16 protein-coding genes are annotated in these 14,462 nt (G+C 37.8%); 11 read left to right on the plus strand and 5 right to left on the minus strand.

Annotated elements, in window-relative coordinates; translation table 11 throughout:
• Nucleotides 1-95: 95 nt before the first annotated feature.
• The 4 genes from ABH902_RS13770 to ABH902_RS13785 form a co-directional block, all read right to left on the minus strand.
• Complete coding sequence (locus ABH902_RS13770) at nt 96-818, minus strand: GntR family transcriptional regulator (protein WP_404591640.1); 723 nt, start codon at nt 816-818, stop codon at nt 96-98.
• A gap of 194 nt (nt 819-1,012) precedes the next feature.
• Nucleotides 1,013-2,272, minus strand: a complete 1,260-nt coding sequence (gene celB / locus ABH902_RS13775) for a PTS cellobiose transporter subunit IIC (protein ID WP_404591642.1) — start codon at nt 2,270-2,272, stop codon at nt 1,013-1,015.
• 178 nt (nt 2,273-2,450) lie between these two features.
• The gene (locus tag ABH902_RS13780) at nt 2,451-3,278 is read right to left on the minus strand and encodes a TPM domain-containing protein (RefSeq protein WP_404591644.1); all 828 of its coding nucleotides are present in this window, start codon (nt 3,276-3,278) and stop codon (nt 2,451-2,453) included.
• Between the two features lie 5 nt (nt 3,279-3,283).
• The gene (locus ABH902_RS13785) at nt 3,284-3,883 is read right to left on the minus strand and encodes a LemA family protein (RefSeq protein ID WP_404591646.1); all 600 of its coding nucleotides are present in this window, start codon (nt 3,881-3,883) and stop codon (nt 3,284-3,286) included.
• Between the two features lie 336 nt (nt 3,884-4,219).
• On the opposite strand from ABH902_RS13785, the gene ABH902_RS13790 reads away from it, so the two are divergent.
• From ABH902_RS13790 to ABH902_RS13835, 10 genes are all read left to right on the plus strand, one after another.
• Complete coding sequence (locus tag ABH902_RS13790; protein WP_404591648.1) at nt 4,220-5,107, plus strand: SDR family oxidoreductase; 888 nt, start codon at nt 4,220-4,222, stop codon at nt 5,105-5,107.
• Nucleotides 5,108-5,133: 26 nt separating this feature from the next.
• A complete protein-coding gene (locus ABH902_RS13795; RefSeq protein ID WP_404591650.1) occupies nt 5,134-5,568 on the plus strand; it encodes a DUF2188 domain-containing protein in 435 nt (144 codons plus the stop codon).
• Nucleotides 5,569-5,848: 280 nt separating this feature from the next.
• Nucleotides 5,849-7,894: a BglG family transcription antiterminator gene (locus ABH902_RS13800; RefSeq protein ID WP_404591652.1), complete on the plus strand. Its 2,046-nt coding sequence runs from the start codon at nt 5,849-5,851 to the stop codon at nt 7,892-7,894.
• Nucleotides 7,895-7,896: 2 nt separating this feature from the next.
• Nucleotides 7,897-8,178, plus strand: coding sequence for a PTS sugar transporter subunit IIB (locus tag ABH902_RS13805; protein ID WP_404591654.1), 282 nt, complete (start codon nt 7,897-7,899; stop codon nt 8,176-8,178).
• Nucleotides 8,179-8,224: 46 nt separating this feature from the next.
• On the plus strand, nt 8,225-9,592 hold the full coding sequence (locus tag ABH902_RS13810) for a PTS ascorbate transporter subunit IIC (protein ID WP_404591656.1): 1,368 nt from the start codon (nt 8,225-8,227) through the stop codon (nt 9,590-9,592).
• Nucleotides 9,592-10,422 (plus strand): transketolase, encoded by an 831-nt coding sequence (locus ABH902_RS13815; protein ID WP_404591657.1) that lies wholly within the window; start codon nt 9,592-9,594, stop codon nt 10,420-10,422. The genes ABH902_RS13810 and ABH902_RS13815 overlap by 1 nt, the downstream gene beginning before the upstream one ends.
• On the plus strand, nt 10,422-11,345 hold the full coding sequence (locus ABH902_RS13820) for a transketolase family protein (RefSeq protein WP_404591659.1): 924 nt from the start codon (nt 10,422-10,424) through the stop codon (nt 11,343-11,345). The genes ABH902_RS13815 and ABH902_RS13820 overlap by 1 nt, the downstream gene beginning before the upstream one ends.
• A gap of 122 nt (nt 11,346-11,467) precedes the next feature.
• Complete coding sequence (locus tag ABH902_RS13825) at nt 11,468-12,001, plus strand: DNA-3-methyladenine glycosylase I (protein WP_404591661.1); 534 nt, start codon at nt 11,468-11,470, stop codon at nt 11,999-12,001.
• Between the two features lie 68 nt (nt 12,002-12,069).
• On the plus strand, nt 12,070-12,342 hold the full coding sequence (locus ABH902_RS13830; RefSeq protein ID WP_404591663.1) for an AbrB/MazE/SpoVT family DNA-binding domain-containing protein: 273 nt from the start codon (nt 12,070-12,072) through the stop codon (nt 12,340-12,342).
• Entirely contained in the window at nt 12,339-12,692 is a 354-nt protein-coding gene (locus tag ABH902_RS13835; RefSeq protein ID WP_404591665.1) for a type II toxin-antitoxin system PemK/MazF family toxin, read from the plus strand. Before ABH902_RS13830 ends, ABH902_RS13835 begins: the two co-directional genes overlap by 4 nt.
• Before the next feature lie 82 nt (nt 12,693-12,774).
• Here the strand turns inward: ABH902_RS13835 and ABH902_RS13840 are convergent, their stop codons facing one another.
• Nucleotides 12,775-13,014, minus strand: a complete 240-nt coding sequence (locus tag ABH902_RS13840; protein ID WP_404591667.1) for a hypothetical protein — start codon at nt 13,012-13,014, stop codon at nt 12,775-12,777.
• 937 nt (nt 13,015-13,951) lie between these two features.
• Here ABH902_RS13840 and ABH902_RS13845 point away from each other — a divergent pair.
• Entirely contained in the window at nt 13,952-14,233 is a 282-nt protein-coding gene (locus ABH902_RS13845) for a hypothetical protein (RefSeq protein ID WP_404591669.1), read from the plus strand.
• Nucleotides 14,234-14,462: the final 229 nt, after the last annotated feature.

Below are 14,462 nucleotides of genomic sequence, written 5' to 3' on the forward strand. Positions count from 1 at the left end.
ATCTTCCTTTCACTCTCTACTATAAACCTAAAAAAGGAAAATAGAGGAGAAACTCATCCGTCGATAAGTTTCTCCTCTAATCTTAGTATGTTTTTTTAGTTATAATCGACATTTAAAATAGAATATCCGCGCTGATCATAACGGTTTCGACTGCAGGAAAACTCAATCGGCCGACCGTCTTTTAGATAGACTACCTGCTGGACTTCAAGAACTGGATCGTCTTTTTTACAATGCAGATATTTTTGGTCGTATTCATCTGATTTGCTGGCTTGGATATTGCGATAAGCACCCGCAAAATTCAGTAATAATTCTTCTTTCACATACGTATAAATAGAGCTTTTTAAGATATCTGTCGTTAAGCCCGGCACTAGATCACAAGGCATATAAGTATGCTCTAAAATAAACGGCTCATCCTCAAGAATACGTAAGCGAATAATCTTATAGACTGGCTGTTCTGCGGAAATGGCTAAGCGTTCCTGCACTTCCTTTGTGGGGAATTCCACTTCAAACAAAATCACCTGACTTTTTAGATCCTTCTGGCGTTCGTGCATTTGCTTGCTAAGCCCGCCGTATTCATTTGCCGGAGAAGTGTCTTTGTCCCAAAATGAGCGATTTAATACCTTTGTTCCAGAACCACGCTGAGAGTAGAGCAAGCCTTCCATCACTAAAATACCAATTGCTTTTTTGATCGTCATTCGACTCACGTTGAATTCTTTAACCAAATCTGTTTGATTGGGTAAAAGTGTATCTGCCTGATACTGATTACTTTTGATTCTTTCACGTAAAGTATCTGCAATTTCTTCATATTTTGGTTTCATCACCACAACCTCCTCTCTTGTATTGTAACCGATTGTTAATGTATAGACAATTGTATAAAAAGAATATAATAAGAAATCTTATCTTCTGAAAGGGCAGAGTAATTGTTTTAAACCGGATTTCAATAAGAAAAAACTCGGGAAGAAGGCGTTTCTGCACTTTTGTCCCGAGTTTTGTTTGTATTCGTTAGCGTTACTTAAAATTTTTCCTTATCTAAAATACGTAGGAATGGATACCAGATGACACCGACGATCACCATATCAACTAATTGTAGCAGACCGCCTAAAATAGAATTGGTGGCAAGCATCCCGCTAAAGAAGATAGGAACGGTCCAAGGAACCGATACGCCGGTTGGCGCCGGAACAAGACCAGCAGCCATCACTAAATAATTTAAGACAGTAACAATCAAAGGCGCAATAACCCAAGGAATCAAAATCGTCGCATTCAATACAATCGGCAAACCAAAGATCGCTGGTTCATTAACGTTGAAAATTCCAGGTGCCAGACTCAAACGACCGATATCGCGGTATTGTTTTTTCTTCATGACAAAAGCCATAATCAACACGACGGCTAAAGTCATTCCGGAACCGCCAAGTCCAACTGTAAAGGTTTCCATAAATGGTTTTGTGATAATATGAGGCAGCTCTTTTCCTGCTTTATACGCTTCCAGATTATCAAGCATCAAGGTATTCCAGATAGGGTCCATTACAGAGTTAACGATGATTTGACCGTGTAAACCGAAGAACCATAAAAATTGTACAAAGAATAAAGCAATGAGTGTTGCCGGCAAGCTGCTGCCAAGTCCCACTAATGGTTTTTGAATAATTTCATAGATCACATCATGTAGATTTGTTTTAAATAAACCGGTTACAGCTGCATTTAAAAATAAGAAAACAGATAACGTCAAAATAGCCGGGATTAAGGCAGCAAATGATTTTGAAACAGCTGGTGGTACACCGTCAGGCATTTTAATTTGCCAGCCCTTTTTAGTGATGCGGCAGTAAATTTCTGCAGCTAAAAAAGCAGCGATCATACCGATAAACATCCCTTTAGCACCCAGACGATCTAAAGATAAGACACCGGAAACTTCAACGCCTTCAGCAGTTGTCATAACAAAAGGAGTCAATAACAAGAAGCTGGCAAAAGAAACCGCACCGCCGAAAATACCTTCTACATCATAAGATTTTGATAAATAATAGCCAATCCCAAATGTGACAAACACAGACATGATGCTCATTGTTGCATTCTGTCCATTGCCGAATAATGACGATAAGGTTCCTTTGGTAGCATCATTGAAAAACGGTAAATTATTGATTACGACAATAATAGACCCAAACATGGTAAGCGGAAAAGCAAGCATAAAAGCATCTCTAAGTACGGATAAATAACGATTTTGCCCTAGCTTATTGGCTAAAGGCATTATTTTTTCGGCAAGAGAATCCATAAAACCGTTCATGTTAATCACTATCCTTTATAATATAATTGTAATCGATTACAAAAGTAATATACCATCTTTAATGTTAAATGTCTATACTTTTGTTTTGTAAAGTTAGTTTTTATTTTTGAGCATGAAAAAACGCTTGATAAAAGCAAGGAAGCTGTCTATCAAGCGCTTATTCTAAAAAATTATCTCATTAAATGCTGGCACCGCCGCCGCCGGATGAACCGCCGCCTCCAGAGAAGCCGCCGCCACCGCCGCTAAAACCACCGCCGCCGAAGCCGCCTCCAGAAGAACCGCCACCGAAACCGCCGCCGCCCCAATACCAAGGACCGCCGCCGCGTCCCCCGCGACCGCCACGACCACCTGTACCTATTGTAAAGAACAGGATAATAAGGAAAATAAAGCCGATTGGCAAAAGCTCTGAAATAACAGAACCTTCATCGGAAGAAAATTCGTCAATTTCCTCGTCGGACAATGCATTCTTGTCGGCAGGATAGTCATAGTGCTTATCAATCAAGGTAGTGACTGCATTAAAAGTATACTGAAGACCTTTATTAATCGCAGCAGAGTCACTGGATTTTAGATCATCCTTAGCTTGCTGCAGAATATTACCGGCGATACTGTCAGTAATAACCTCTTCTAAACCATAACCAACTTCAATACGCACATTTCTTTCTCCATCATTAACTGCGTAAAGAATCAAAACTCCGTTGTCTTCTTTTTGATTACCAATTTTCCATTTTTGAAAAAGATCAGGCGCATAGCTGTCTATACTGTCGCCATCGGTTGAGTCAATGACGGCCAACACGACTTGCGGCGCTTCTGCTTTTTCCTTATAGATTTCGCCCTTTTTATCGACCAAATTTTTGGTTGTTTCGTCAAGAATACCAGGTTGGTCTAAATAAAAATGAGAAGGTGCTGCGGGTAAACTTTCCGCAAATGCAGGAACCTGAAAACCGGTGAAAAGAAAGACAAGGAGGAGGAAACTACCAGCTAAAACTCCTCGTCTAATTATCTTCATCTAGATCACTTCCCACTAGTTGAAGTCGTTGAGTTGTCAAAATTGACAGATGGCACAGTGCTTGCTGTTGGATCGGCTTTAAAGTAATCCTTCTTACCTAAGCCCATCATATTAGCAAAAATATTTTTCGGGAAAGAGACCACTTGTTCATTGTAGTCTTTTACAACGTCATTGTAACGTTTACGTTCAACGGAGATACGGTTTTCCGTGCCTTCCAGCTGTGTCATTAATGTTTGAACATTATCGTTTGATTTTAATTCTGGATAATTTTCATTGATGACATTAATCAAGGTCCCTACAGATTGATCTAATTCTTGGCTGGCTTTGATTTTTTCTGAATCATTATTCGCTGAGCCATATGCTTCACGTGCTTTTGCGATATCGCCAAAGACTTTTTGCTCTTGCTGCATGCTGCCTTTTACGCTGTTTACTAAATTAGGCACCAAATCTGCCCGACGCTGCATGACGTTTTCGACCTGACTCCATTGAGATTCGACTGATTGTTCTTTTTTAGCTAAGCCGTTGTATTGACTGATACCAAAGACTACTAACAAAACGATGACAATCAAAGCAATTAAGCCGACTTTTGATTTACTACTTTTCATAACTATTCCTCCTTAAAATAAAACCATATAAGCCTTGTTAGGCTGTGGAACTCCTAGTGAAAACGTTAAAGCAATCCGCTTTCTAAAAGAACAACAAAAGAAATGGTTCATTTGATGTAACGAAATTGTAATCTAAATGAAATGTTTTGTCATCCAACTTAAGACCTATTTTTTATATTGCTTATATATCTTTTAATTATACTCGTATTTACTTAGAAACCCAAGTGAGTCACTTGGAGAATCGTATGATTTGTGCTACATAAATTTTTGTATTAGGCTAAAGGTATAGGCAGAATGTCACTTTAGTAGGAAAACAAATTTATAGGAGGAATCCAGATGACAGAAAATATTGAAAATCCGTTAACAAGATTCTATGATGGGAAATTTGAAAAACAATCTCAAGAGGCACCTGCATTACAAACAAAAATGACCCCTGTGCCAGATTGTGGAGAAGATTCTTATGTAGGCTCTGACAAATTAAAAGGGCGTAAAGCGTTGATTACCGGCGGCGATTCTGGTATAGGTCGCGCTGCAGCGATTGCTTATGCCAGAGAAGGCGCAGATGTTGCGATCAACTACTTGCCGTTTGAAGAAGAAGATGCACAGGAAGTGAAAGCGGTAATTGAAGCGGCTGGACGCAAAGCAGTCTTATTGCCGGGTGATTTAAAGGATGAACAGTTTACACGTCAATTGATCCATGATGCTGCCAAAGAATTAGGCGGTTTAGATATTTTGGTGTTGAACGCCGGAATGCAGCAATCTGTGGCTAACATTAAAGATTTGACTACACAGCAAATTATGGATACCTATACAACAAATATTATTTCTATGTACTGGGCTGTACAGGAAGCGTTGGATTACCTGCCAAAAGGCGGCAGCATCGTAACGACAACCTCTATTCAAGATGCAGAACCAAGTGCTAATTTATTAGATTATGCAGCAACTAAAGGAGCGATTACGTCCTTTACTAAAGGCTTGGCTGCTCAATTAGCATCATCCGGTATCCGTGTAAATGCAGTTGCACCGGGACCAATTTGGACAGCGTTGCAAATTTGCGGCGGTCAACCACCTGAAAAGATTCCGGAATTTGGTCAAAAAGAATTAATGGCTAGAGCAGGCCAACCGGCTGAATTAGCTGCGGTCTATGTGTTCTTGGCTTCCAATGAAGCAAGCTATGTAACTGGACAAATTTACGCAATTACTGGCGGAAGCTTCTTTGCTTAGTCACTGATGAAAGGAGCTGACAAGGCATGCCTTGGGATTTAAATGATTATCCAAGTTCTTTTAAAAACTTTGATCCATTATTGAAGAAAAAAGCGATTGATATAGCCAATGCGCTGATTAGTGAAGGCTATCCTGATGATCGGGCAATTCCAATTGCGATTTCTCAATCCAAGAAATGGCTGGATGAAGCAACGGATTCAGAAAAAGCAGCGTTCAAAAAAGCGCCTGCGCCTAAAAAATCAGATCGCCATGGCGACAAGAAAATCAATCAGGATTTACTAGATAATGACGTATTGGTTTATCATAAAAATGAACGCTGGTACGTTGAAACCAAAAATGCTGAAAAACCTTCTGATTCATTTGATACAAAAGAGGAAGCAGTAAAAAGAGCGAAAGAAATCGCTGAAAATAAAGAATCAAAGGTCATCACCTATAAAAAAGGCGAGAGCCCCGCTCGTTAAGTTGTCAGCCTTAACTCTAACCGGCATAAAATATTTGTACACTACGTATTGCTGAATTGTAATAAAGGTTGCTACTTTAATTTGAAGACTTTTCAATAAACTAAATCACCAGTAAAATTAACAAAATAGCTGTAAAAGTTAATGAATTATTGACTTTTACAGCTATTTTTTTGCTTTTTAAGTTAAGTCCAATGCTTTTTTTAATTTGAAACTAAATTAGACCCAACAACGCTATGAATTGTAGCGTTTACATTATATAGTTAAAGCAGGAGGAGCGAATATGATTGATTATCGAATGAGTTATCTTATGAATATGCCGGCCGGAGTGGATTACTCCATTCAAGAAATCAATGAAATAACAGGATTGACAACAGAAGCTGTGATTGATCAACTTGGAAAAATGAATCAGTTTTTGGCTCAAAATAATTATGAACAGTTCTCTTTTGTAAATGGTCACGTTTATTTTTCAAAAACAATAGCAGAATTATGGTTAGAGCTGCAGCTTGAAACTTGTGAATTGGATATTTATTATACGGAACAAGAGAGGCAAGCACTGATTTACCTGTTAACGTTTATTGAAAAAGAAGATTGGTCTGTTTATCATTATCAGGATTTTTTTCAGGTAAGTAAAAATACGATTTTATCTGATATCAAAAAATTACGGGAAAACTTAGCAGCGGATCAACTGGAATTAAAGTATTCTCGCAAACAGGGCTTTTATTTGTCAGGCGAAGAACGATGTTTACGGTTAAAAGCACATGAAATGATTACACATATAGTTTCTACATTAGCGGGAAAATGGGGGTTGAAAAAAGGGTTGCTGTGTCAATCGATAACACTTGAAGCGGATGTTCGTTTGTATTTATTTGATACGTTCAAAAAAAGCGAATTATTGATTGTGCCTAGCCGAATCGAAGAAACGGTTTACTTTATTGCTTACATTTTAACACGAGGACCAAAGTATTCCGTTCGATTGGAGAAGCAAACGACCTCATGTTTAAGTCAATTGAATGCTTTTCAAGCTAGTAAGCGATTTTTAGCTCATTTTTCACAAATAGAAGAGCGAAAAAATGAAGAAATTTATTTTACTTTGCTTTTTATGACGATTATTCAAGGCGAAATCAGAGATACGGCTTTGGAGTTTCTGTTGGAATGTGCCGGGCAAATTATTCATGATATGGAGCGGCTAGCTGCAGTTGAGTTTAAGGCTTACCGCAAGCTACTATTAGATCTTTTTTATCATCTAGTACCGGCTTTCTTCCGAATCAATTATGGTTTTACTTTAACAAATGTATTAATAGAAGAAATCAAAGAGCAATATGGTGAAATTTTTGCTTTGACTAAAAGTGCTTTGCAGCCTTTAGAGAAATTAGTTGGTCAGAAAATTCCAGATGAAGAAATTGGCTATTTTACAATTTTGTTTGGTGGAGAAATCGGAAATCAACGAGAGTTAAATCGAGTAATCCGCTATAAAGCACTTGTTTTATGTCCTAGTGGAATCAGCTCATCCTTAATTATGCAGTCAGAACTGAAAGAATTGTTTCCGACGATCGATTTTAGTTTAGCAACAACTGTGGATCAGTTGGAAAGTATTTCTGAAAGTGAGTACGATATTATTTTTTCTAGTGTTCCGCTAAGTATTACTAAAAAAGTTTATCTGATTAATCCGATCATGTCACAACTTGAAAAAAATAATTTGATTCGTTGTGTTCAAGAGGATTTATTAATTCCAGGAATTGTTGTTCCTTCGGTTGATGAAATTCTCGATACGCTATTGCCCTATATTGAATTGAAAAAAGGAGTTACTAAAGAAAAAATTTATCGAATTTTAAATCGAAAAATGATCAAAAAATTGAAAGTGAAAGAAGATGAGAAGCCGATGTTATCTGAGTTATTGACCTGTGATATGATCCAGTTGTCGGATAAGAAAATGAATTGGGAAGAAGCAATTATTTATGCTGCAGCTCCGTTACTTAAACAAAACAAAATAAACGAGCATTATATAGAAGCAATGATCCAAAAGGTCAAAGACTATGGCGCCTTCATTCATATTGGCAAAGGAATTGCTTTACCTCATGCAAGACCAGAAGATGGCGTGAAGCAATTGGGGATGTCGCTGCTGAAAGTCAGTCAGCCAGTTTATCTTTTAGATGACCCCAAACATGAAATCACGATTTTTATCTGTTTGGCAGCAATTGATAATGAAATGCATTTAAAGGCATTAGCTAATTTGACAAAGATACTTTCAACGAAAGAAAATTTGGAAAAATTATTGGCTGCATCTGATCAAAAAATGATTATGGAGCTATTAAAGGAAGGAGAATAATAATGAAAATGGCAGCAGTATGTGGCTCAGGATTAGGATCTAGTTTTATGGTTGAAATGAATATCAACAGTGTGTTGAATGAATTGGGGGTAACGGGAGTTGAAGTTTCTCACTACGATATGGGAAGTGCAACACCGGATTTAGCAGATGTATTCTTTGTAGCCGGAGACCTTGCGGATAGTGCGCAGCATTTGGGAAATGTCGTTGTTTTAGAAAGTATTATTGATATGGATGAACTACGGGAAAAAGTAAAGGAGCTTTGTCTAGAAAATGACTTATTGTAGTAGAAAAAAGTTCGCTGTTTTAAGGAAAAGAAAGTGAGGAAAAGCAATGAATGGATTATTGAACTTATTGATTGATATTGCAAGTACACCAGCTATTTTAGTTGCTTTGATTGCAGTGCTGGGATTAGGTTTACAAAAGCAGTCGATTTCTAATATAGTCCGTGGCGGGATTAAAACCTTTGTCGGATTTTTAGTAGTAACTGCAGGAGCTGGCGTGATTGAAGGGGCGTTAGCGCCATTCGGTGAGATGTTTCAGTATGCATTTAAGATGCAGGGGGTTGTACCAAACAATGAAGCCATCGTTGCGTTGGCTTTGACAAAGTACGGTACTTATACAGCACTAATTATGCTCGTCGGGATGGCTTTCAATATTTTGATTGCCCGTATCACGAAGTTTAAGTATATTTATCTGACAGGTCATGCCACTCTTTACATGGCTTGTATGATCGCGGTAATTATGAGTGTAACAAAAATGAATGCCGTATCATTGGTTTTAGTTGGTGGCTTGGCGTTGGGTTTAGCAAACACAATTTTTCCGGCGATTGCCCAACCTTTTACAAAACAGATCACTAAAAATGATTCAGTTGCGTTAGGGCATACAGGAAATTTTGGCTATGCTCTTAGTGGATTTATTGGAAAATATGTCGGAAATAAAGAAAAATCAACTGAAGACATTAATTTTCCTAAGGGTCTTTCATTTTTACGTGATTCTACGGTGAGTATTACATTGACAATGGGGATTGTCTATACAATTGTGGCGTTGTTTGCGGGAAATAAGTTTATCGCAGAAAATCTTAGCAATGGAACAAATTATATTATATATGCGCTACAACAAGCGGGAATGTTTGCAGCTGGTGTTTTTGTGATTTTAGCTGGTGTTCGGTTGATATTAGCAGAGATTGTTCCTGCTTTTAAAGGTATTTCAGAAAAACTAGTACCAAACTCAATACCGGCACTAGATTGCCCGATTGTTTTTCCTTATGCACCCAATGCAGTATTAATTGGCTTTTTGACTAGCTTTTTGGGTGGAATCGTGAGTTTGTTTATTATGGTAGCCACTGGTACAACGGTGATTATTCCAGGAGTTGTTCCGCATTTCTTCTGTGGTGCCACTGCAGGTGTATTTGGAAACGCAACAGGCGGTGTCCGCGGAGCGATTGTAGGCTCCTTTATTCATGGTGTGATTATTAGCTTTATGCCGATTTTATTAATGCCAGTAATGGGCGATCTAGGTTTTCAAGGATCAACTTTCTCTGATACAGACTATGGTGTGACTGGAATCTTCTTTGGTAAATTAGCAGATATGGGCGGTCAAACAGCTGTTATTGCTGGAGTAGTTGCAGTATTAGCAATTTTGATTGGCTTAACAGTTTTCAGTAAGAAAAAAGGAATTGTAACGAAGGAGACAGCCTAATGAATACACAAAAATTTGCTGATCAGATACGTTATTATACGATGAGAGAGCTGGATAATTTAGGGTTTGGTCATTTTGGAGGTAGTTTGTCTATTGTTGAAACATTAGCTGTTTTATATGGTAAAGTTTTAAATGTTACGCCGGAAAGAAAAGATGATCCCAATCGTGATTATGTGGTTTTATCAAAAGGACATGCTGGTCCTGCGCTTTATGCTACTTTGTTTTTAAAAGGTTATTTTGATGAAGCATTTCTTTATAGCCTTAATCAAAACGGAACCAATCTTCCTTCACATCCAGATCGGGTTAAAACACCGGGTATAGATATGACTACTGGTTCTTTAGGTCAAGGGATTTCCGCAGCAACCGGTATTGCGAAAGGGAATCAGCTATTAGGAAAAGCAAATTATACTTTTGCTATTGTTGGCGATGGGGAGCTAAATGAAGGTCAGTGCTGGGAAGCGTTTCAGTTTGCAGCACACCAAAAGCTTGATCATCTAATTGTATTAATTGATGATAATAAAAAGCAACTGGATGGCTACACATCGGCTATTTGTAATCCTTTTGATTTAGTTGGAAAAATGCAGGCGTTTGGTTTTAAGAGCTGGCGTGTAGCTGGCGGCGATGTTGATGCGATAGAAGCTGCGATTGAGCAAGCAAAACAGACGGTGGACAAACCGACAGCGATTGTTTTAGATACAATAAAAGGCCAAGGAATTCCTTACTTTGAAGCCTTGCTGGATAACCATCATGTTCGACCCGATGAAGCCGGCAAAGTAGCTATTAAAGAAGCAATTGAAGTGCTGGCTGAAAAGATCGGGGTGACGCAGTAATGAAAGACATAGAAATGCGCCAGATTTATACAAGGACGATTCAGGAGTTAGCTGAAAAAGATCCCAAAGTCATTGCGCTGGAGGCAGATCTGGCCGGCTCGATGGGAACAAGTAAATTGAAAGAAGCTTTAGGTGATCGTTATATTAATGTAGGTATTATGGAAGCACAAGAAATGAGTGCGGCTGCTGGCTTAGCTGTAACCGGTTTTGTTCCGTTCATTCATACGTTTGCACCATTTGCCACACGGCGTTCTTTTGACCAAGTATTTATTTCCTTAGGCTATGCTCAAAATCATGCAGTAATTGTGGGAACAGATCCTGGTGTAACAGCGGAAATGAATGGCGGCACGCATATGCCGTTTGAAGATTTAGCCTTGATGCGGACAATTCCAAAAATTCAAATCTACGAAGTGTCAGATCCCCATTTATTTAAAGCGATTTTGACGTATGCACATACAGCCCAAGGCTTGTTTTATATTCGTACAATCCGTAAGCAAGCGATGGCGCTTTATGACGGAAGTGAAGATTTCTCAAAAGGATACTACAAAATCAAAAAAGGAACGGATGGTACAATATTTGCCAGTGGTATTATGTTAGAAGAAGCGCTTCAAGCTGCGGAGCTTTTAGAAAAGCAAGGGGTTTCCGTTCAAGTGATTGATCTGTTTAGAATTAAGCCGATGAATGAAGAGATTGTAGTTGAAGCTGCAGCTTTAGGTCCGATTGTAACAGCTGAAAATCATACTATCATTGGAGGCTTGGGGAGTGCAGTAGCAGAGATCGTTGCTGAACAGCGTCCTGTAAAAATGAAAAGAATTGGTATAAAAGAACAATTTGGTCAAGTCGGAAAAATAGCGTATTTAAAAGAAGTCTACGGATTGGAAGCTGTTACTATTTCAAAGGCCATGTTAACATTGTTGCAATGATAGGCTGTCATAGAGTTTGGATACAAATGTATTCAAGCTCTTTTTCAGTTGTAAAATATTGAGTTCATAGGCTTCTTTCTTTTGTGCTATTATAAAAGAAAAAATGAGTGATAGGAGAAAAAATGAAAGAAAAACAATCGTCAACCTTTGATTGGTATCATCAGCAGTGGGGCAAGCCGACGCATGATGATCGCCTGCTTTTTATCTTGTTAACGGTAGGTACCTTTCAAGTGGGCTTAAGCTGGAAAGTCGCTGCTGGTAAGCTACCGGTTTTTTTTAGAAATTTTCATAATATGGAAATTGCCCAAGTAGCAGCCATGCTGCCGGATGAGGTAGAAGCAATTTTGAAAGATCCGGAAATGATTCGCAATCCCAGAAAAGTTCAGGCGACGATCCAGAATGCGCGAGCTATTTTGGCCGTCCAAGAAGAATATGGCAGCTTTGCTGAATACATGTGGAATTTCGTAGGCGGCGTGCCGCGTTTGAATGTCTATGAAGAAGCGTATGAAGTACCTAATGTGACACCGTTGTCTAAAACTGTTGCCAAGGACATGAAGCGTCATGGCTTTACCTTTGTCGGACCGGTCGTGACCTATATGTTTATGAAAGCCAGCGGCATGATTCAGGATGAAGTGTTGAATCCGGAATTGAGATAGTTTTTCCTTACATTTCCTTACATTTAGTGTTACAATGGTTATAAGAAAGATAAAGAGGAGGTTATGTAATGCAAACAAAAAAACAGGCGGCTATTATAGCTAAAATCACTACAAAGAATCAAGTGACTATTCCAAAACCAATTCGTCAACGTCTCAACATTCATTCCCATGATGAACTAGCTTTTGAGGTTCAGGATAACGGGGATATCCTTGTAAGAAAAAATGAAGAGAAAGAAGATATCTGGCAATTAGTTGCTGAACAACAAAAAAAATATGGGCATTATGAAGCAACTGAGTTTAATTGGGGCGAAGATGTGGGGAAAGAGGTTATTTCAGAATGAAAAAATTACGACAAGGCGATATTGTGTTTGTCGACCTCAATCCTACAAAAGGGGTGGAAACAAACAAGAAAAGACCCTGTGTAGTTGTTAGCAATAACCAATACAACGATCTGCTAAATACAATCATTGTGGCTCCTATCAGTAGTTCTCCAAAGTATCAAGAAAATACTAAATATGTAGAATCTCCATTATTTATCAATTTGCTTGATACTAAGAAAATAAAAGGGACGATTTTATTGCAACATTTAAGAAGCATCGATCCTACTGCCAGAATCAATCAATCAGCTATATCACGGATAAATGAAAAGTCATTGGAACGACTAAGAGAAATTGTTCATCAATTTTTCTAATAAGCACTAATCAAACACTAGTAATAATGAAAAACAACTTGAGTTAGTCATAAATAACCTACACAAGTTGTTTTTATCGTTTCTAGATTAGCGCATTCAAACGTTTCCCGGCATCAACTAATAATGTATCGAAGTTCTGATAAACCACGTCAAACAGTTCAGCGCAGGCTCTTATTTCGTTAGGATTCTTCTTGCTACCAGAATCAAGAAAATGATTCATAAAATGCAGCGCCTCATGCCACTCTTTTAACTCAAGTAAATCAGCGTTTATTTCCAAAAGATGTTGGTATGCGATCGTATTTAATTCTTGTGGTTTTTCCATGTCTACCTTCTCCTATTCTAAATTTGGTCTAAAGCCCAACTAGATAGGCAAACAAAAAACGATCAGACCCGCGCCTCATCGTTTTCAATAGACAAATCCACAGCAAACCTTACGACACAATCCAAAAAAAATTCTCACATATAGTAGAAATTTCCGCTGAAATTGGGTACAATGAAACAGGCTGGTACTTCGGTATCGGCTATCGGCAACTTGTATTGGCAGTTACTGCTGACTTTACAGGGCCTCATGCTATTGGTTCCCGCCAAGATCATGAGGTGCCGTTTTTTATTTGCTATCAGGTTGTTGTTACGTTAAGTAGTATTACCTCCTTAGTATGAAATGATAGGATAAAAACAAAAAAGATATCGGGAAAATCTCCCAATACCTGTTCATCAATAGTATGAACTAACTTTACTACATAGCTTCTTAAAAAATGAAACACGACAAAAAAAGCGGTCAAACACTTGATTTTTTTGTAATGAAAGAAGGCGTAATGTTAGCGCCTATTGGCGACTTGCACGGGCAGTTACTGCTGTCTTTACAAGGCTTCAAGTAGTAGGTTCCCGCCAGATACTTGAGCTGCCAATGGTTATTTATATGTGATGTAGCTTTATGAACTTTTCCTAGTTTGTAAAGCTTTTTCGTGGTTATCCTATATCAATAAGTATAAATAATTTTACATGAATAATCAATACGAACAAAGAAGAAAATCGGTTGTTTTGTTTATTTATTTATACAAATACGGTAGTATAAATGATAGTAAGCGTTTTCTAGAATGTTTGGGAAAGAATGTTTTAATTTCCTTTACACTTTTAGTATCTGCTAGTATATTATCTCCGCTTACTGCTTTGTCAGAGTCTAATGTTGAAACAAAAGCGCAAAGTGACTATAAATAAGTAGAAGTGATCTATAAACTATCTAGAAAGGGTGAATAGTAATGGATAAATTCTTAGCACGACGTTTGAAAGTAGTATCATTATTATTGTTATTGGGTTCTGGTTTATTCAGTAAATTTAGTGGAGAAACAGGAAAGGTTATACATATGACAATAGAAGTTCTTTTATTTGGCTCATCGATGTATATACTTTGGTTGATTCCAAAAACTGACGAATTTGCAGGTTTCTTTACAATGGGGAAAGCAAAAAAATATACTCTTGTTGAGGATGTATCCACGTTATTAATTTTAATTTTTCTATTTTTATTTCTTATACTATTTTGATTCTATAACAGCACTTATAGAAAAAGAACAAGATAAAAACGGGATTTAGGTCGAGTCTAACAACAGGGTACTACATTTTTTAGTACATGCTAATTAAATAACTAGATTTAGACGGTGCAGACAAAATAAACAGTTAGCTTATAAAAATACTTTTTCTGTACCTCAAACAAAACGAAAGGTGGAATAAAAAGACATGAATCTAATGAATAATTGGTTAACATTGTTTTTT

The sequence above is a fragment of the Enterococcus sp. UD-01 genome (genome assembly GCF_044909655.1).
In the GTDB taxonomy this organism is placed as follows: Bacteria; Bacillota; Bacilli; order Lactobacillales; family Enterococcaceae; genus Enterococcus_L.